This window comes from Citrobacter sp. Ce129, assembly GCF_030334545.1.
Lineage (GTDB): Bacteria > Pseudomonadota > Gammaproteobacteria > Enterobacterales > Enterobacteriaceae > Citrobacter > Citrobacter europaeus.
The window spans coordinates 71,442-87,887 of the sequence record NZ_JAOWDS010000070.1; the positions used below are offsets into that span (position 1 = coordinate 71,442).

18 protein-coding genes and 1 pseudogene are annotated in these 16,446 nt (G+C 48.7%); 8 read left to right on the plus strand and 11 right to left on the minus strand.

Annotated features, from left to right (window positions below):
* Nucleotides 1-5: 5 nt before the first annotated feature.
* The 5 genes from OGV77_RS18380 to OGV77_RS18400 form a co-directional block, all read right to left on the minus strand.
* Entirely contained in the window at nt 6-2,291 is a 2,286-nt protein-coding gene (locus tag OGV77_RS18380; RefSeq protein ID WP_087051488.1) for a fimbria/pilus outer membrane usher protein, read from the minus strand.
* Nucleotides 2,292-2,346: 55 nt separating this feature from the next.
* Entirely contained in the window at nt 2,347-3,069 is a 723-nt protein-coding gene (locus OGV77_RS18385; protein ID WP_087051487.1) for a fimbrial biogenesis chaperone, read from the minus strand.
* Between the two features lie 14 nt (nt 3,070-3,083).
* Nucleotides 3,084-3,614 (minus strand): Csu type fimbrial protein, encoded by a 531-nt coding sequence (locus OGV77_RS18390; protein ID WP_003833507.1) that lies wholly within the window; start codon nt 3,612-3,614, stop codon nt 3,084-3,086.
* Between the two features lie 319 nt (nt 3,615-3,933).
* Nucleotides 3,934-4,665, minus strand: a complete 732-nt coding sequence (locus tag OGV77_RS18395) for a MerR family transcriptional regulator (protein ID WP_087051485.1) — start codon at nt 4,663-4,665, stop codon at nt 3,934-3,936.
* A 221-nt stretch (nt 4,666-4,886) separates the two neighbouring features.
* The gene (locus OGV77_RS18400; RefSeq protein ID WP_043016085.1) at nt 4,887-6,098 is read right to left on the minus strand and encodes a diguanylate phosphodiesterase; all 1,212 of its coding nucleotides are present in this window, start codon (nt 6,096-6,098) and stop codon (nt 4,887-4,889) included.
* Between the two features lie 316 nt (nt 6,099-6,414).
* Here OGV77_RS18400 and ycgZ point away from each other — a divergent pair, with 316 nt between their 5' ends.
* From ycgZ to OGV77_RS18425, 5 genes are all read left to right on the plus strand, one after another.
* The gene (gene ycgZ, locus OGV77_RS18405) at nt 6,415-6,651 is read left to right on the plus strand and encodes a regulatory protein YcgZ (protein WP_043016086.1); all 237 of its coding nucleotides are present in this window, start codon (nt 6,415-6,417) and stop codon (nt 6,649-6,651) included.
* A gap of 44 nt (nt 6,652-6,695) precedes the next feature.
* Nucleotides 6,696-6,968, plus strand: a complete 273-nt coding sequence (locus OGV77_RS18410) for a hypothetical protein (protein ID WP_043016087.1) — start codon at nt 6,696-6,698, stop codon at nt 6,966-6,968.
* Nucleotides 6,969-7,002: 34 nt separating this feature from the next.
* Entirely contained in the window at nt 7,003-7,269 is a 267-nt protein-coding gene (locus tag OGV77_RS18415; protein ID WP_043016088.1) for a biofilm development regulator YmgB/AriR family protein, read from the plus strand.
* 131 nt (nt 7,270-7,400) lie between these two features.
* Nucleotides 7,401-7,616, plus strand: coding sequence for a hypothetical protein (locus tag OGV77_RS18420; protein ID WP_087051484.1), 216 nt, complete (start codon nt 7,401-7,403; stop codon nt 7,614-7,616).
* Nucleotides 7,617-7,645: 29 nt separating this feature from the next.
* A complete protein-coding gene (locus OGV77_RS18425; RefSeq protein ID WP_075146281.1) occupies nt 7,646-8,197 on the plus strand; it encodes a helix-turn-helix domain-containing protein in 552 nt (183 codons plus the stop codon).
* 35 nt (nt 8,198-8,232) lie between these two features.
* Here OGV77_RS18425 and OGV77_RS18430 read toward each other — a convergent pair whose 3' ends face one another.
* The gene (locus tag OGV77_RS18430; protein ID WP_286502947.1) at nt 8,233-9,000 is read right to left on the minus strand and encodes an SDR family oxidoreductase; all 768 of its coding nucleotides are present in this window, start codon (nt 8,998-9,000) and stop codon (nt 8,233-8,235) included.
* 147 nt (nt 9,001-9,147) lie between these two features.
* Here OGV77_RS18430 and OGV77_RS18435 point away from each other — a divergent pair, with 147 nt between their 5' ends.
* The gene (locus OGV77_RS18435) at nt 9,148-10,041 is read left to right on the plus strand and encodes a LysR family transcriptional regulator (protein WP_087051480.1); all 894 of its coding nucleotides are present in this window, start codon (nt 9,148-9,150) and stop codon (nt 10,039-10,041) included.
* Nucleotides 10,042-10,075: 34 nt separating this feature from the next.
* On the opposite strand, the gene OGV77_RS18440 is transcribed toward OGV77_RS18435, so the two are convergent.
* From OGV77_RS18440 to OGV77_RS18460, 5 genes are all read right to left on the minus strand, one after another.
* Nucleotides 10,076-11,065, minus strand: a complete 990-nt coding sequence (locus OGV77_RS18440) for an aldo/keto reductase (protein ID WP_087051479.1) — start codon at nt 11,063-11,065, stop codon at nt 10,076-10,078.
* 26 nt (nt 11,066-11,091) lie between these two features.
* Nucleotides 11,092-11,943: an aldo/keto reductase gene (locus tag OGV77_RS18445; RefSeq protein WP_087051478.1), complete on the minus strand. Its 852-nt coding sequence runs from the start codon at nt 11,941-11,943 to the stop codon at nt 11,092-11,094.
* A gap of 278 nt (nt 11,944-12,221) precedes the next feature.
* Nucleotides 12,222-12,728, minus strand: a complete 507-nt coding sequence (locus OGV77_RS18450) for an SRPBCC family protein (protein WP_043016095.1) — start codon at nt 12,726-12,728, stop codon at nt 12,222-12,224.
* Between the two features lie 133 nt (nt 12,729-12,861).
* On the minus strand, nt 12,862-13,770 hold the full coding sequence (locus tag OGV77_RS18455) for a LysR family transcriptional regulator (RefSeq protein ID WP_043016096.1): 909 nt from the start codon (nt 13,768-13,770) through the stop codon (nt 12,862-12,864).
* A 226-nt stretch (nt 13,771-13,996) separates the two neighbouring features.
* Nucleotides 13,997-14,881: a LysR family transcriptional regulator gene (locus tag OGV77_RS18460; protein WP_075146276.1), complete on the minus strand. Its 885-nt coding sequence runs from the start codon at nt 14,879-14,881 to the stop codon at nt 13,997-13,999.
* Between the two features lie 264 nt (nt 14,882-15,145).
* Between OGV77_RS18460 and OGV77_RS18465 the strand changes: the two genes are divergently transcribed.
* Together OGV77_RS18465 and OGV77_RS18470 are read left to right on the plus strand one after the other, a co-directional pair.
* Nucleotides 15,146-16,204, plus strand: coding sequence for an alpha/beta hydrolase (locus OGV77_RS18465; RefSeq protein WP_286502948.1), 1,059 nt, complete (start codon nt 15,146-15,148; stop codon nt 16,202-16,204).
* Between the two features lie 75 nt (nt 16,205-16,279).
* Nucleotides 16,280-16,446, plus strand: a pseudogene (locus OGV77_RS18470) (MFS transporter); the annotation flags it as partial.

Sequence of the window (16,446 nt, forward strand, 5' to 3'; positions counted from 1 at the left end):
TCCTGTTAGTATGATCGGCAAACCAGTGGGCCTATTTGCACAATCCCTTTTGCTGACGCGGGATAGTCAAATTGCACGCGACAACTGCCGGTGTCCGTATCAACGCGCAGCGTATTGTGCTGCTCCAGCGTGTCGAACCAGGTCATCCCATCAAAACCAACGACAGACGACTGGCCCGTAGTGCTGACGGCGTATGCCATGCTGCCTTCGGGAATTGGTTTACCCTGATTGTCGACGAGGATGACCTGCGCAGCGCGTACGGGAGTGATGCCAAAGCTAACCAGAGTACCGGAACGATCGGCAGGCGTTGCGTTCGTCTCAACGCGTGCAATCCGCATATTGGCGGGGAGATCCATTGGGTCAATACTAATCAGGTTTTTTTGATAGCTGTTGAGGGGCGTGACCAGCAGTAGCCCCTGGTCGTCGCTGCGACCAATCAGGTTATTTTGCAATTTGACCGGAACATCAGGCACACCGTCAGTTGATACGACGGCAAAACCATTATTGATTTCTCTTGCTGCAAACAAGCCGCCTCCCATGGCCACCAGCGATCCGGTTGCGCCTGCATAACCATAATGGTTATCGGGTAAACGGCTAAATCCTGCGTACGCTTTACCATAACGCCCCAGATATCCCACTTCGCCCTGGCCACTTTGCCGGGAAGCCTGCTGACTGGCGGCCAGATTCCAGCCCCACCCACCGTCGGCAGGAGGCGTCAGGCTGGCGTTGAGCTGGTAGCCGGTTTCATCGTTGGTACGTTGTAGGGTGCTGCTGGCGCTCAGATTGTTGTCGGTAGCGATCGTCACCATCAAATAGAGACTGCGATCGCGGTTATCGTCAATGTTCTGATTGAATCCGGCATTCAGTGAGATGTTGTCTGTAACAGATTTAAACCAACTGGCGTTGGCGTAGCGCACCGCATTTTCATGTGGATAACGAAACTGCAGGTAGCTCAGGCTGACATTACCGGCAGCTTCCAGCGAATAGCCAATGACTGTGTTGCTGTTAAGCGTCGGTGGCGGCTCACCGTAATGGGTGGCGACATCGCGATAATCGCCGGAAGTTGCTGTGGTACTGGTACTGAAATTAAACCGTTCACCGGACCAACGGTAACCAAAACTGTACAAAAACCCGTTCTTTCCTGAGTCGGTACTTGCGGCAAGTGAGGTCGAAAACGTGCCGCTGCGGGTTCCCGGGATCCAGTCGTTACTGAAGCCCGCGTTAATCAGTCCATCGCTGGTTTCCGTATGAGTCCCGGCGGTGAACGTATTGCTAAACCCGCGGCGCCATGTAGCGCTCAATACCGGTGCGCTGGCATAATCAAAAGAGGAGTAACCATAATTTTCGCGTACCGTGCCCAATTCAGCCGACCAGGCAGTTAATCCTTCCCGCAGGAGTTGCTGATCGTTGTAGAACGAGAAATTTTGTACGCTCGTTCTGCCCAGTGCGTCCGTCATCATTACCTGACCCGTACCCGCGCCGCTGATGTTAGGCATGGTGTTAATCTGAAAACTACCTGCGGGGACTTCTCCGTTGTAGTACCTGACGCCGTCCACGTACAGCTCAACGTTTGACGGCAACGTCGCGGATCCCAGATATGCAGGGAGCGGGGTAGTTGGCTTATAGGGCTGCAAACCAAAATCGGTTCCTATCTGAATACCGCCGATACGCGTCGGTCGGGACCAGATGAGTGAACTTGTCAGGGTATCGCCAACGGTGAGCGCCAACATCGAATCAGGAAATGACGTACGCCAACTGGTGTCGAGGCGCTCAAAGCTGTTATCGGCATATTCCTCGGTGGAGTACTGCGTCAACTGGGTGGTGCTGAGCACGCCGGCAGCATTGAAGGCGCGAAGTTCACTGAAAGTGTTGATTGCACTTTCATCCCCCTGTTGGGTATAGATATCATAATTGAGGAGCGCCCCGCGTGATGTTGTCGCCGTTGGCGAGGTTTCAGTGGGCGAGTTAAGCTGCGTGATCGCAAGATCGAGTGAACTGAGTGGCACAGTAAGCGAGAGCGTTTGCAATTGAACGTTGTAGTCAATGGTTAGCTGGGGGATAACATTCAGGCAGACGGCGTTAGTGGCATCTGGAGCAAAGCGGAACCCCATTTTACGCAGGGTATCTGCTCCCGCATAAAGCTTTCCATTATCGTAGCCAAAATGTACCAGCCCAACGGGATTTCCATTTAAGGTGACGTCGAGATACAAATCGACCCCCGTAATCTGCGAAGTGCTATTAATAACACTATTTTCGTTCTGGTTATTATTCAGCGTTTGTGCGCAAACCATTCCCGAAATTAATACTCCATTGAGAAAGCAATATTTCACCAGAAGCCAGGATCTGTTACAGATCTTGTACTGTTTTTTGGCCATTGATTGTGACTTCAACTTTCCCGCCATAATGATTATTACTGGCCGACGGGGAGACTATCCAGCGCATTGTTGAGCCGGGTAAAACGTAGCCTAATAGTCCGGGTGTTATGACTTTTTTAGCACCGTCAGGGCTTATAAATGTTGCAGCGGATAATTGCGCATGCCCATTTCCCTGATTGCTGACTTCAATAAATTTTTTGCCATTCAGTTGTTGTAATTTCCATTGCAGTTTTGCCTGCGTTTGTGCCGCTGATGTCGGTTGAATGAAAACGGGAACGGAATAATGCAGCACAAACTGAAGCTTATTTTTTTCTACTTTTGCAGGCGGCAACTCATCTATCGACAAACGATAAGCGTCTTCGGCATGCACCGAGGGAGGGCTTGTGCGAATAACACGAATCAACTGACGTTCTCCAGGGGCTAATGCCAGCATCGGCGGGCTAATGACCAGCCCCTGAGAGGGAGAAAGTTTGTCGTCATAAGCGCTCTGGCTCCAGCGAAAAACCCGAACCTGGGCGTTGAGCACATTTTCACCTGCGTTACTCAGCCAGATACCATCGGCATTTTGCGTTGCTTGCAACGTTAATGTAACCGGGGCTATTTGCAGCCCGCTGGCGGCGGCGGGGTTAACGCTCGCCACCATCCCTAACAGGCATGCGCAGGCACACTGCTTAACAGGCAGTTTTACTTTCATGTAGCTTCCTGAAGTTAGTAGTTAACGTTAACCGTTACCGTGTCGGCATAGTCGTCAGGAGTGAAGTTGGCGCTCGGTGCGGTGGCATAAACAGTATAGGTTTGCGCCAGACCGGTCCCCGTCGCCGCTACGCCATTTCCAGGCGCGGTGTCGGTGGCGGTATTACCCCACACCGGACCTGTTGCTGACGTGCGATTTAGCTGATAGGGCACTTTGTCGGTATTGGTGGCAGCGTTAGCCACAGAGGACATGGCGCCTGAGCCCGTCGTCGTCCCTCCATTGGCAGCCGACGGTGCCAGGCCGATAAAATAGGGCGTGGTTTTTGAGCAATTAATTGAAATAGTGTTGCTTGCACTGGTATTTGTCGCCGTGGTATTCACCGGACCAAGCGTGATATTTGAAGCCGAACCAGCAGTTACGGTACAGGCCTTCTGAATCGTCATCAGCACCTGAAATGTTCCGTTAACGGTTGCTGCATTTGCCACTGATATAATGGAAAAGGCGCAGCAACAAAGAATTAAGCGTTTGTCTAAGACTAGAGCCATATCCTTTACCTTTTTCAAATAACCACATTTATTACTTTAGAAAAACAATAATGTGGCACAAGAAGACATAATTTAACCCTAGAATAAGTATTAGGCGTACGCCAGTTGATCTAATGAATTTTACTTAGGAAAAAGGTGATGGCGTCTACAAAAAAATAATACCAACGGGTGAGTATGTTGTTTGGTTTTTATGCTATGCCGGGTGTTTAGTCAAAAGGCCAGGGGGCAGCATATTCAGTGGATGGTACTCAAATGACCACCCAAAATATGAGAATCGTAGGTTTTATCTTCCTTAATTCAGTACCGTATTACCTGTTGGTTATGGGCTGTGGAAAACGACTTTATAACCTTGCTCATTCCAGTGTTGTAGCAGCTCATTTTGTCTGCGGGTTGGCGTAATACCGGTCCAGACAAAAAGCGTCTGCCCTGGGAAAAGTTCTGGTCTTGGCGATTCAATGGGTTCAGCAAGAACGGCAATATGCCAGCCAGATTGCGATAAGCGCCAGGCTTCGAGCCACAGACGGGTTCTGTCTTCAACATCCCAGGCCATCAGGATGGCATCTTTCCCTGACTTGCGCCGCGTTTCAGACAGCAGTGTGGCAACATATTCAATCAACGCGCCATCAAGCATACTGTTCATAATGCGGGATGTATTATGATCAAGCATTAGCCGTTGACGTACGGGAAGATAAACGTGATCAATCAGTGCATCTACGGGATGGACGCGACCAAGTGCGATAATTTTGGCTCGCAGCTTCGGTGGATGCGCCATGCGAAGAATACTCATCATCTCTTCTTGCAATTGATTCCAGTCGTCGTCAGTTTGACGGGTACTGGTTTCCAGTAATGCTTTTACTTTGCCAACGGGTGTGCCACTGTTAATCCAACGTTTTATTTCTTCAATACGTTGAATATCTTCTTCATCAAAGAGACGGTGGCCACCTTCGCTGCGTTGAGGTTTGAGTAAGCCGTAACGTCGTTGCCATGCCCGGAGGGTGACAGGATTTATCCCGCAACGTTCTGCGACATCTCCAATGCTGTAATAAGCCATAGTTCCCCCAGACACTCCTGATTCTCCGTCACCGATATGCGGTTCCTGTTACTTTGTACAAGATGCATCAAATTGTACAAAACATACAGAGAATTCTAGCAAAATTAAGATTTACTTTACTATCACGCAGGGTGAAATGCTGAATTTTTAAGTTCAGCATGAGAGAGGGGGTGAGAATTATTGTTTGCTAACAATGTCTTAGGTGTTCTTATGCTGAGAAATCATTTTTTCTCTGGCCATGCAACAGACGGCGTACCATTCAGGCAGGCTTGTGCAAAAAGGTTACCCTGGAAGATTTCAATACCTGCGGACTCAAGCCACATCCACTCTTCAGGTTTTTCAACGCCGACTGCGGAAATCATGATTTCCAGCGAAGTGCAGCATTTGATAATTGCCTGAATGATGGCCTGTCTTGGTCCACTTTTATGCACATCCGTGATGAGCTCGCGGCTTATCTTAATTCGGTCGGGTTGAAAACGAGACAGAAGCTGAAGCCCGGCAAAACCTGCCCCAAAATGATCTATCGCCACACAGATCCCCGCAGCCTTGAGTGACTTCACAGCCTGCGCGAACGTATCAAAACGAGAAATAACTTCGCTTTCGGTAAACTCTACAATGATTTGTTCAGGCACCAGTCCGTGCGCCGCGATTTCGTTTATCAGAAAGCTGACTGCATCGGGTTTATTTACCAGGGTCATGGGGAGCAGATTGACTGAAAGCATTTTGTCGTTAAGTCCCAGCGCGCTTGCCATTGCAAAAGCAGTCTTTTTGCTCTGCAGATCCGCGGTATACAGTTCCTCAGGATTTAAGTTGTCAAAATAAGTTGCGGGCGTTTCACCGTCTCTACCACGAATAAGTGCTTCAAGGGCAATGACGCGTTGCGACATAGGATCGATAATTGGTTGAAAAGCAAAGCTGAAATCGATATCGGACGGGAGTGTGCTTTCATCCAGGAGAGTACAAGAGTCGTCGGCAACAAAACTCCAGTAATCAGGCGCAGGTATTTCAAAATAGCTCGATTTTTCCGTCGCAAGGACAAATGTGCGGAAAAACTGTAATGCCCTGTCATCATACGTGAGCTGAAATTTAGATGTTCCCTTGTTAAGTACCGCTTGCAGGACGTCATTGCGTTCATGTTTTTGTAAATCAAATAACTCCATCCCCACCTTTCCGAATCTTCTTGCAGGCGCGTAATCACACATCAGCTCAACGATATTGTGGTGCCGTGGATCGTTACATATACAACGATAAATCTCCTTTACCTGCTCCTCAGGGCCTTCAAGCAGTTGGAAAAAGTGGCGACCGTTAAAGAGTAAAATCCCCGTAACATCAGATCGCCTGTTTTTGAGGTTTGCGGCTGCCACCATATCCTCAAGCGCTCTGAGGGGGGCGTCATCACGTAGATGGCTACGGTAAATAATGGTCGTGAGCATGGACAGTCCGGGATCATGGGGGGAAGAGGTATGGACAGTATCAGACAAACCAGCTTATGTCCTGATTTTAATACATTATTCTAACTTTATTTTTACAAACAAAGACCCCTAAAATGATCAAATTCATTCGTTAAACGATGTGTGTTGTACAATTGAATTTGATTTCATGTAGAATGAAACTTATACAACTCATTGATTACATTGACTTAGCACTTATTGCTAAAAATTAACGAGCTGCGTTGTACACATTTTTGGTACAACTTTGCTACTGTTATAAAACTTAATATTCACCAGCATTTTGTTACAGGAGCATGACATGCAGCAGCATACCGTTCGCACTGATTCTGCAAGCGCGATTTCTCGTTACTTTGCAAAGGCGCATCTGCCAACCCAACAGGAAACATTGGGAGAAATCGTCACTGAGATACTCAAAGATGGGCGAAATCTGAACCGCAAATCACTTTGCACCAAGCTTCTGAGCCGTCTTGAAAAAGCATCAGGGGAGAACGAACAGAAACATTACAATGCGTTAATTGGCTTGCTTTTTGAATAAAAGGAAGTCTGACATACAGAATCGGAGTAAATACTGACGTCGTTATGAATAAAACTGACAGTGAACGCTTGAAACATGAAATTACAGGTTTGGCTGTGCTAGAAATTTTGCGAATGCATACAGACGTTTCGTTAGCTGCAGTGATTAAGCAACTGCGACTTATGCAGGCCAGTGAAATGGATAGCGCACGCAAGCAATTAATTGACAGCGTTATCAATGATTTCACAAACATTAATCCGGGAAAGATAAGCAGAAAACCGGATAAAACCAGAGATGAGAGTGCTTTCAGTGCCAGCAAAAACCCTAAATTACATTAAAGATAATCTTCCAGACTATACAAGCGAGGTTACCATGCTTCATGAAATTAATGTCCACAGTGTAATGACGGATAAAGCTTTATCAAGTTACTTCCATAATGCAGGTGAGCTATTAGCAGATGAGTCTGTGGTATTGGGGCAGGCGGTAACAAATGTAATTCTGGCTGGTGATAATGTTAATAATAAAAATATCATTTTAAGCCTGATTGGTTCTCTGGAGTCAACAGTTGACGTTGTCCAGGCAGATGTTATCAGAAAAACCCTGGAAATAGTGTTGCGTTACACAGCTGACGATGTCTAATAAATTTTCATATTAATATAATATGTACAGTACCTTTGTTATATGCTTAAAGCATTCATGCTGAGCATTTTTTTGATTAAGACTATACATAGCACCCTCTCATTTTTATGACTACATTTTATGGGGTTGATATGGCCAATTCTATTCCGGAAAGCTTTATTTTTTGCTGTGCGTTGTATAAAAATATAGAGCGTAAGGTAATGTTAAAACAAGGTTATATCAATAATGATGTTCTTGTTCAGGCTTTTAGTATTCAGTTGAAGAATGAGAAGAATGCGATTTTAACCGATCTTTATACACAGATTTTGGCTCATCTTCAACCCGACAAAGTAGTACAACACGGTTAGGTTTATTGTGATTTTTCATTGAGGCCATAATGATGAACATCGTTCAGGAACAAGTTGGAAACGCAGAGTTATGGCTTGATGATATTTTTATCAGGCAAGGGTTAAAGAATATTCTTGCCGATATATTTTTCGAAGATGACCAGACGCGTCTTGTTTTCTTCACCGCCAATCACTTTGATGCGGTAAAAAAGCAAAAATATGATCTGAATACGCATCGTTTGGTACTGTTGATTGATGGTCATCAGTATCAGTATCTCAATGATATTTCACTTTACAGACTTCCAGTGGATATTGGCGTTGGCTCAATTAAACAATTTATTATTGATATCACTCGTGCTGGTGGTGAGCACGAGAATCAATCGAAAGCATGTATCTCTTTGACCGCACGAGATAAATTTATTTTAACGCAGTTAGGAGAAGGTCGAACTATTTTTGAGATATCCGCCTTGTTAAATCTACACTTAAAAACGATTTACCAGGCCAGGCAGAATCTGATCAAGAAACTTGGCTGTTCTGGGCTGATTGATTTTCAGGGAATACTGCGAGCGCAGGTATTCCGCAACTGGCTGGAACATGCCTGAGCATCGATAATCTTAACGAGCTGAGCGGTATTTTTTTACCTGTACAGGTTCAGCTCGTTAATAATGCACTCAGGTTCTTCACGCAGAGGCATATTGTCTATGTCCAGAACCCCATCATTTTTTTGCGGATCATCAGCCCGCAGGCCTGCAAACAGTGGGGTAAGATCCTGTTGTGCTTCACCTCGTTCAGCCATCAGCTCGAACGTTTTATTTTTTGCCTCGTCGTGGGTCAGGGCACTGACCAGAACCTCGGCGATTTGCTCGCGGGATATCACACCATCTTCCGGTGTTCCCGTATGGCGACGATCCCCCTGAAGCATAACAATTCTGTGTTCATCATCATTGTTGTAATCAAACCAGCCGGGTCTGACGATGGTATAGGGATGACCACTTGCCCTGACCAGACGTTCCGCACGTCTTTTCCAGTCATGAACCTCAGTGCGTTGATTCCAGGTGCTGAGCCGTTCAGTCACGCCAATCGTGGTCATCAGGCCGATACGAACAGGCGTATCCTTAAATATGCGTAAAATATTACGTACTCCGCCGTAGTCTATCGCTCTGGCACCTATACGCCCCTGGCCATCGGAACCGAGCGTAAAGATGATGGCATCAATAACTTTCGGTAATTCGGTGAGTGTTTCAGGCATTGAAACATCGCCGTAAAAAACAGCCGTTCCCCGAGGAAGCAATTTTACTTTACGTTTATTTCTGACCAGCGCCACGGGCTGATGGCCCATTTCAATAGCGCTATTCACGACATGAAGGCCAATACTTCCTGTCGCCCCTGCAACGAGTATTTTCATAATAAACCTTATGATAATTCAGACTTATTTTCGATACGGTCAGAATATCAATTATCATTATGGTCAGTAATAGGGCTAAAATGATTGTGTCTATGAACACCCTTCATGAGTGTGCGATGAAGGGAATGCGCCATAAGGAAATCGCCGATGCTCAAAGAAAACTTCAATGAACTGCAAATCTTTCTTGTGGTGGCAAGGGAGCGAAGTTTTACCAAAGCAGCGGGTAAACTGGGCGTTTCTCAGTCTGCACTCAGCCACGCGATGAAGGCCCTGGAGGAAAGGCTGAATATCCGCCTTCTGACCCGTACGACACGAAGCGTTGCCCCTACGGAAGCCGGTGAGAGAATCATTGCCTGCCTTGAACCGCGTATTGCCGATCTTGAGCAGGAGCTGGAATCACTGGTTCAACTGAACGGCACCGCCTCCGGCAATATCCGTTTATCTGCCGGGGAGCATGCCGCGCGAAGTCTGGTATGGCCGAAGCTAAAACCCTTCCTCAGGGAATACCCGGAAATCAATCTCGAACTGGTGGTGGATAACGGCTTTGTCGATATTGTTGAGGGGCGTTTTGATGCCGGGATCCGCTTGGGCGAAAGTGTGGATAAGGACATGATTGCGGTAAGGATTGGCCCTGACATGAGAATGGCTGTGGTAGGAGCGCCGTCTTATTTCGCTGCAAATCCTGCCCCTGAAACGCCGCACGAGCTACAAAATCACCGGTGCATCAATATGCGCCTGCCGACGGCCGGTGGGCTTTACCACTGGGAGTTTGAGAAGGATGGGAAACCGTTACGGGTCAGAGTGGAAGGGCAGGTCACGTTTAATCTGCAGGCGGAAAGAATTGATGCGGCGTTATCCGGTTTTGGTATCGCCTGTATACCTGAAGACAGGGTGCAGGATTATCTACAGTCAGGAGAGCTTATTCAGATTCTGCAGGACTGGTGTCCGTCTTTCCCCGGATACTATCTTTATTACCCGAGTCGTAAACAGCATCCACCCGCTTTTGCGCTGATGATCGATGCACTTCGCTACCAGGAATAACGGGTCCGACAATCTCAGCGGACCCGTTCGGGTATTAACGGCCTACGCGAGCCTGATGCTCAGGAGAGTAACGTTCGCCGACGATTTTAATCGTTTCAAGCGCCTGGGTTATCTGCCGTGAGTCATTCTGCGAAAGGATGATGTCGGCAGCCCCCAGGTTTTCCTCCAGCTGGTGCAGTTTGGTGGTACCAGGAATAGGAGCAATCCACGGCTTTTGTGCCAGCAGCCATGCCAGCGCGATTTGTGCAGACGTCACGCCTTTCTCTGCCGCCAGTTCCCCCAGCAATGAGACCAGCTTTTCATTGGCTTCAATCGCCTGCTCGGCGAAACGCGGCACTTGGCTTCTGTAATCATCTTTCCCAAAAGTGGTTCCTGGCTTAATTGATCCCGTCAGGAAGCCTTTGCCTAATGGGCTGAAGGGCACAAAACCAATGCCCAGTTCCTCCAGTAACGGCAGGACCTCCTTCTCAGGCTCGCGCCACCACATCGAGTATTCGCTTTGCAGCGCAGTGACCGGTTGCACGGCATGCGCACGACGAATGGTTTGCGCACCCGCCTCGGACAGACCGAAATGTTTAACTTTGCCTTCAGCGATCAGGTCTTTTACCGTACCCGCAACATCTTCAATGGGGACATCCGGATCGACACGGTGTTGATACAGCAGATCAATGACATCAGTCTTTAGACGGCGTAATGATCCTTCAACGGCTTCACGGATATGCTCCGGACGGCTGTTTAAAATCTGCTGCTTGTTGTCGTCGCCAAAAGTAAATCCAAACTTAGTGGCGATAACCACGCGGTCACGAAACGGTTTTAAGGCAACGCCTACCACCTCTTCATTAAGGAAGGGGCCATACACTTCAGCGGTATCGAAGAAGGTGACGCCACGTTCAACCGCTGCACGAATGAGTTCGATAGCCTGCCGGGTATCGGTCGCCGGGCCGTAGCCGTGGCTTAAGCCCATGCAACCGAGCCCAAGCGCGGAGACTTCGAGTCGGGATTGACCCAGATAACGTTTTTGCATTGTATGAATACCTCTTTTATCGCGACTTAAACATCAAGCTTACGGCCAGCCAGCCATTCAACTCTGGCAGGATCGCGATGGGAAAAGAATGCACTCGTTGCGGTGTCGATAGCGGTAACCTGCAGCATATCTTCAGCGCTGAGTTCAAAATCGAGAATGTTAATGTTCTCTGCCATGCGTTCTTTGCGCACAGATTTTGCCAGTGAAACGATGCCTCGCTGGAAGATCCAGCGCAGCACAACCTGGCCTACGCTTTTGCCGTACTTCTGGCCAATTGCCGTCAACACCGGGTGCTGGAACAGGCCGTTTTTACCTTCTGCAAACGGTGCCCAGGCTTCCGGCTGAATGCCGCGGCTTTGATTCCATGGAACCGCATGCAACTGTTGGTTGAAGGGGTTAACTTCAATCTGGTTCACCGCAGGGGCAACTTTGTTGAAGGCGATAAGGTCGGCCAGTCGGTCAGGATGGAAGTTGCTTACGCCGATAGCACGAATTTTGCCAGCCTGCTGCAGTTCTTCCATCGCACGCCATGCCCCATGGACATCGCCGTAAGGCTGGTGAATCAGATACAGGTCAACGTAATCAAGCTGCAGTCGGTTCAGAGAGCGTTCGAACTGGGCTTTCGCGCCTTCATAATTAGTATCCTGCAGCCACAGTTTGGTGGTGACAAACAGTTCATCACGGGCGATGCCGGTCTGTTTCAGCGCGTTCCCGACCTGGGTTTCATTCTGGTAAGACGCGGCGGTATCGATCAGACGGTATCCAGTATCGATGGCATCAATAACGGCTCTTTCGCATTCAGCGGCATCCGTCATCTGAAAGACACCGAAGCCCAGCAGGGGCATTTCAATCCCGTTGTTCAGTTTTACAGTTTGCACGACGTTATCCTTCAGTTGTTGTGTTGGAAAAGCATAACGCAAACTGATTTATTCGATTAGATGGGGTAATTAGCTAGGGTTTATTAGGTGGGCTCATTAATTTGGAGGGGCTCAAGGTCGGCTTTGTGCCAGGAGGGGACATTACAGATATGGCCGCGCGGTGTCACTTGCGGGGGTTACATGATTTACCTGTAATCAAGTGCAATAGCAAACGGGCAAATATTCTTGAGGCTGCGGGGAAGTGCAGCCTCAGTGATATGACTGTGGAAAGCGGTTTATTATTTCTTTGCTGCTCGAATCAGGCCGTCAAGCCATTCCTGATGACCATTAAGCATTGGGTTCGGGCGGGTATTTGCCAGATCTTTTGCCGGGACTCCGTTCTGTGTTTCCTGCGTTAGGATACGGACCCTGTGACCGGAAAGATCCTCCAGTAGCCACGCATGATGGACATCGAGTCGTTGAGCGGTATCTTTTTCACCGGCCCATCCGTGCCATGCCAGACGAGCAGGTTTACCTTCAGCAGGTGGAACAAACTCCACAACCTGAGCTTCAACTGGGAAACCAAACGTGCTGAAGTAGAAGCGAACCCCATTTTCCAATTCTGGACCTTTGTTGTCATAAAAGCGCACATCGGCGGAATTTTTATAGTATTCCGGCCATAGCAATGGCTGACTCAGGAGCGGCCAGACATCATTGACGTTCAGACCTGAGATGATCATTTCATTAGAAACAAAGTTATCGGTAAAACCCGGAACAAAGCCTTCTGGCCAGTTAATCGCGTTCATAAATTTCTCCAATTGCTATAGTTGAGTGCACTGCGTGTGTCATTACGGCAGTAACGTGATGACAGTGATTATTGGTGCAATGGAGTTATAAGGCGAATTGTCATTATTTATATTCTTAATAAGATAAATTATATCAGGACGCGGGATGTTGGCTTACTTCTGCGCATAAAGCACGAATCCACTGATGACTTGGGTCACGATGGGTTCGCTCATGCCAGGCCATGCTCTTGGTAAAGCCGGGTACTTTCAGGGGCAAAGGGAGAATGATGAGATCGTTGTTAGTCAGGACCATGCGGTGAGGTACAACTGCAATCATATCAGTCACTTGTAATATATCAGGTATCACCTGAAAACTATTAACTGACATGCCTACTCGTCGTGTCAGACTGAGCTTAGCCAGTGCTTCATCTGTAACACCGGTGAAGTTACCTTCTGAAGACACCAGAATATGTTCCTGTTTGCAAAATTGTTCGAGCGTCATTTCTGAACTCGCTGCCAGAGGATGATGACGTCGTGCTACGCAGACATAATCTTCTTCATAGAGCGCTCTTCCATGCAGGTCTTCGGGGGTTGTTTGCGGTGTTATCAAAGCCAGATCAACTTCACCCCGAGATAACTGCTGATACATTCGCTCATTGTCCACGGGCCGCACGGCGATTTTAATATACGGTGCACGTTGTTTTAGCTCAGCCATCAACGGAACGACAACAGCCTTAAGTGCATAGTCCGTTGCGACGATGGTATAAGTCAGTTCCACCGTCACGGGATCAAATTTCTTTGGTTTCAGCAGGATAGCGATATCGGTGAGGATTTGTTTTACCGGCGTAGAAAGTTCGTTGGCCCGCATTGTGGGGACCATACCGTGGCTGGTGCGAACAAAGAGTGGATCGTCAAAGTAATCACGCAAGCGAATAAGCATACCACTGACGGCAGGCTGCGTCAGTGAGAGGCGCTGTGCAGCCCGAGTCACGCTTCCCTCATCCAGTAATGCATCAAGGGCCTTAAGAAGGTTAAGGTCGAGGGTTCTGATATCATTTTTCATAATGAACTAGCCTGACAGATATTAAAATTTTAATTCAGGCTAAATGCTCGGGAAAAGGTTGTCTAGAAGGTTTGCGAGTGTTTTCCTTTTGGGGGAACTTCCATTTCTGGATGGTAGGCCTTGTACGGATAAGTCCGCTCTTCAGCTCAAAGCAGACCTTGGAATTGAAAGCAGAGGGACTACCTGACACAATTTTGCACAGTGAAGAGTCGGGCGTTGTTAACGTTCAGATTTTCAATGTATCAATGACCATCCGCAGGGCGGGAGAGACGTTGCGATGGGGATAATAGAGAAACAATCCTTCCATTCGCAGGCTGTAACGCTGCAACACCCTGATAAGCTTACCGCTTTCTAAATCATGCGCGACCAGTTCAACAGGAACATAGGCCAATCCGAGGCCCAGTCGGGCGGCCTCTGCTTCCATATAGCTGTCGGATAAGGCCCATTGCCCTTCGGGTTGATGAGTGATTTTTTTATCATCCTGAGTGAGTTCCCACTGGTATACGCTGCCGTCGGCAAACTGATAGGCGATACAGGGATGCGTCTTTAAATCTGTCGGGGTTTGCGGAAAAGCGTAGCGACGAAAATGTTCCGGAGTCCCCACAATCGCCATCTCCATATCGGGCGTGATGCGCACCGCGACCATGCCCTGGCCGACTTCAGGCCCCAGACGGACACCAGCATCGAATCGCTCTTCGATGATATCGACGAACCGGCTCTCATTCATCAGTTCCAGTCTGATATCAGGATAGCGCTGTTTAAATACCGCCAGCTTTGGCAGCAGGCATTTATCAATGGCGTGCTGGCTGGCATTGATACGTACCGTACCGGAGGGCGTCTCTCGATAGTGCGCCAGCGTGGCAAGCCCAAGATCTAACGTATCAAATCCAGATGCCGTCTTCTGGTAGAGCTGCTCGCCTGCTTGCGTCAGCGATAGTTTACGCGTGGTACGCACCAGCAGCTGGACGCCCAGCCTTTCTTCAAGCTCGCGAACAGAACGGCTGACTCCTGACTGAGCAAGCCCCAGCCGCTGAGCCGCTGCGGTAAAGCTGCCTTCTCGCACCACCTGCATAAACAGGTACAGCTCGTTGTAGTTCTCCCTTTTCGCCATTGAAAAATCCCCCCGGAATGACAGCAAATTCAGTATTGATTTATAACAATATGGTATCAATCTTAGCAGTAATCGCCCCCTAATCAGCACTAATTCTGCTCACTATAATGACCCCATCAAAGCAAAGCACCGCAGCGTTGTCCGTCGGAAACCTGTATCTCTCTGTTGTTTTTTATGGGGATTTTTATGAAAGCCTTCACCCTAACGCTAAAAACCGCGATGCCGGCCATGCTGTTATTCGCATCATTAAGTGGAGTCACGACAATGAGTTATGCTGATTCAACCAATCCTAATGCCCCTGTGTCCATGACAGATAAATGGGATAAAACGTTCGCCGAGAGCCAGAAAGTCGAACATCGTAAAGTCTCGTTCCCGAACCGATATGGCATCACCTTAGTGGGCGATCTTTACCTGCCTAAAGACCGTGGCGATCGCAAGCTGGCGGCGATTGCGGTCAGTGGGCCATTTGGCGCGGTGAAAGAGCAATCCAGCGGCCTGTATGCGCAGACGCTGGCGGAACAAGGGTTAGTTACCCTGGCGTTCGATCCTTCTTACACCGGGGAAAGCGGCGGCTATCCGCGAAACGTCGCCTCACCGGATATCAACACTGAAGATTTCAGCGCGGCGGTGGATTTCTTAGGGCTGCAAAAAGAGGTGGATCGCAACCGTATCGGGCTGCTCGGTATTTGTGGCTGGGGCGGCATGGCGCTGAACGATGCCGCGATGGATACCCGCGTTAAAGCGGTGGCTACCAGCGTGATGTACGACATGAGCCGGGCGATGGGCCATGGTGTGGGGGATGGCAAAGACCGTTATTCCACCGCCGACCGTCGTGCTGTTCTGCAATATCTGAATGAACAGCGCTGGAAGGATGCGCAGAGCGGCACGTTCGCACACGGTGCTCATGATATTAACGTCGACAGCAACGGCAAGGCCAGCGCGGGCGAGCGCGTTCTGCCAGAAACGCTGCCGGCAAATCCGCATCCGATACTGAAAGAGTTCTTCGATTACTATCGCATGCCGCGCGGCTTCCACGAGCGTTCCGTTAACTCGACCGGGGCGTGGACGGCAACGATGCCACTGTCGTTTATGAATATGCCGCTGCTGAGCTACGCCAGTGAAATCACCATCCCAACGCTTATTGTGACCGGTGAGAAAGCGCATTCACGCTATTTTGCTGAAGATGCTTTCAAGGCGATTGGCAGTAAAGACAAAGAACTGGTAGTGGTGCCAGGGGCAAATCATGTGGACCTCTACGATAACGTGGCCGGAAAAATACCTTTCGCGAAGTTCGAACAATTTTTCCAGACCAAACTGAAATAAACCCTCTCCTGAATTGATGCAAAGCCACCGGCCTCTGGCGGGTGGCTTTTATCCTGATCTTCGTGAAATTTCACTATGTCGACGCTAAACCAAACACCATCATCTCATCATCAGCGCGCATACTGGGGCGGTATTTTTGCCATGACCCTGTGCGTGTTTGTGCTGATTGCTTCTGAATTTATGCCCGTCAGCCTGCTCACGCCGATTGCCCGCGATTTAGGCGTGACGGAGGGGCTGGCAGG

What these genes read in the sequence shown, in the direction of transcription:
- OGV77_RS18465 (WP_286502948.1), top strand. Translation starts at nt 15,146, where the DNA reads ATGAGTTATGCTGATTCAACCAATCCTAATGCCCCTGTGTCCATGACA.
- OGV77_RS18455 (WP_043016096.1), bottom strand. Translation starts at nt 13,770, where the DNA reads ATGAAAAATGATATCAGAACCCTCGACCTTAACCTTCTTAAGGCCCTT.
- OGV77_RS18395 (WP_087051485.1), bottom strand. Translation starts at nt 4,665, where the DNA reads ATGGCTTATTACAGCATTGGAGATGTCGCAGAACGTTGCGGGATAAAT.
- ycgZ (WP_043016086.1), top strand. Translation starts at nt 6,415, where the DNA reads ATGCAGCAGCATACCGTTCGCACTGATTCTGCAAGCGCGATTTCTCGT.
- OGV77_RS18410 (WP_043016087.1), top strand. Translation starts at nt 6,696, where the DNA reads ATGAATAAAACTGACAGTGAACGCTTGAAACATGAAATTACAGGTTTG.
- OGV77_RS18385 (WP_087051487.1), bottom strand. Translation starts at nt 3,069, where the DNA reads ATGAAAGTAAAACTGCCTGTTAAGCAGTGTGCCTGCGCATGCCTGTTA.
- OGV77_RS18430 (WP_286502947.1), bottom strand. Translation starts at nt 9,000, where the DNA reads ATGAAAATACTCGTTGCAGGGGCGACAGGAAGTATTGGCCTTCATGTC.
- OGV77_RS18390 (WP_003833507.1), bottom strand. Translation starts at nt 3,614, where the DNA reads ATGGCTCTAGTCTTAGACAAACGCTTAATTCTTTGTTGCTGCGCCTTT.
- OGV77_RS18450 (WP_043016095.1), bottom strand. Translation starts at nt 12,728, where the DNA reads ATGAACGCGATTAACTGGCCAGAAGGCTTTGTTCCGGGTTTTACCGAT.
- OGV77_RS18415 (WP_043016088.1), top strand. Translation starts at nt 7,003, where the DNA reads ATGCTTCATGAAATTAATGTCCACAGTGTAATGACGGATAAAGCTTTA.
- OGV77_RS18420 (WP_087051484.1), top strand. Translation starts at nt 7,401, where the DNA reads ATGGCCAATTCTATTCCGGAAAGCTTTATTTTTTGCTGTGCGTTGTAT.
- OGV77_RS18380 (WP_087051488.1), bottom strand. Translation starts at nt 2,291, where the DNA reads ATGGTTTGCGCACAAACGCTGAATAATAACCAGAACGAAAATAGTGTT.
- OGV77_RS18425 (WP_075146281.1), top strand. Translation starts at nt 7,646, where the DNA reads ATGATGAACATCGTTCAGGAACAAGTTGGAAACGCAGAGTTATGGCTT.
- OGV77_RS18435 (WP_087051480.1), top strand. Translation starts at nt 9,148, where the DNA reads ATGCTCAAAGAAAACTTCAATGAACTGCAAATCTTTCTTGTGGTGGCA.
- OGV77_RS18400 (WP_043016085.1), bottom strand. Translation starts at nt 6,098, where the DNA reads ATGCTCACGACCATTATTTACCGTAGCCATCTACGTGATGACGCCCCC.
- OGV77_RS18440 (WP_087051479.1), bottom strand. Translation starts at nt 11,065, where the DNA reads ATGCAAAAACGTTATCTGGGTCAATCCCGACTCGAAGTCTCCGCGCTT.
- OGV77_RS18460 (WP_075146276.1), bottom strand. Translation starts at nt 14,881, where the DNA reads ATGGCGAAAAGGGAGAACTACAACGAGCTGTACCTGTTTATGCAGGTG.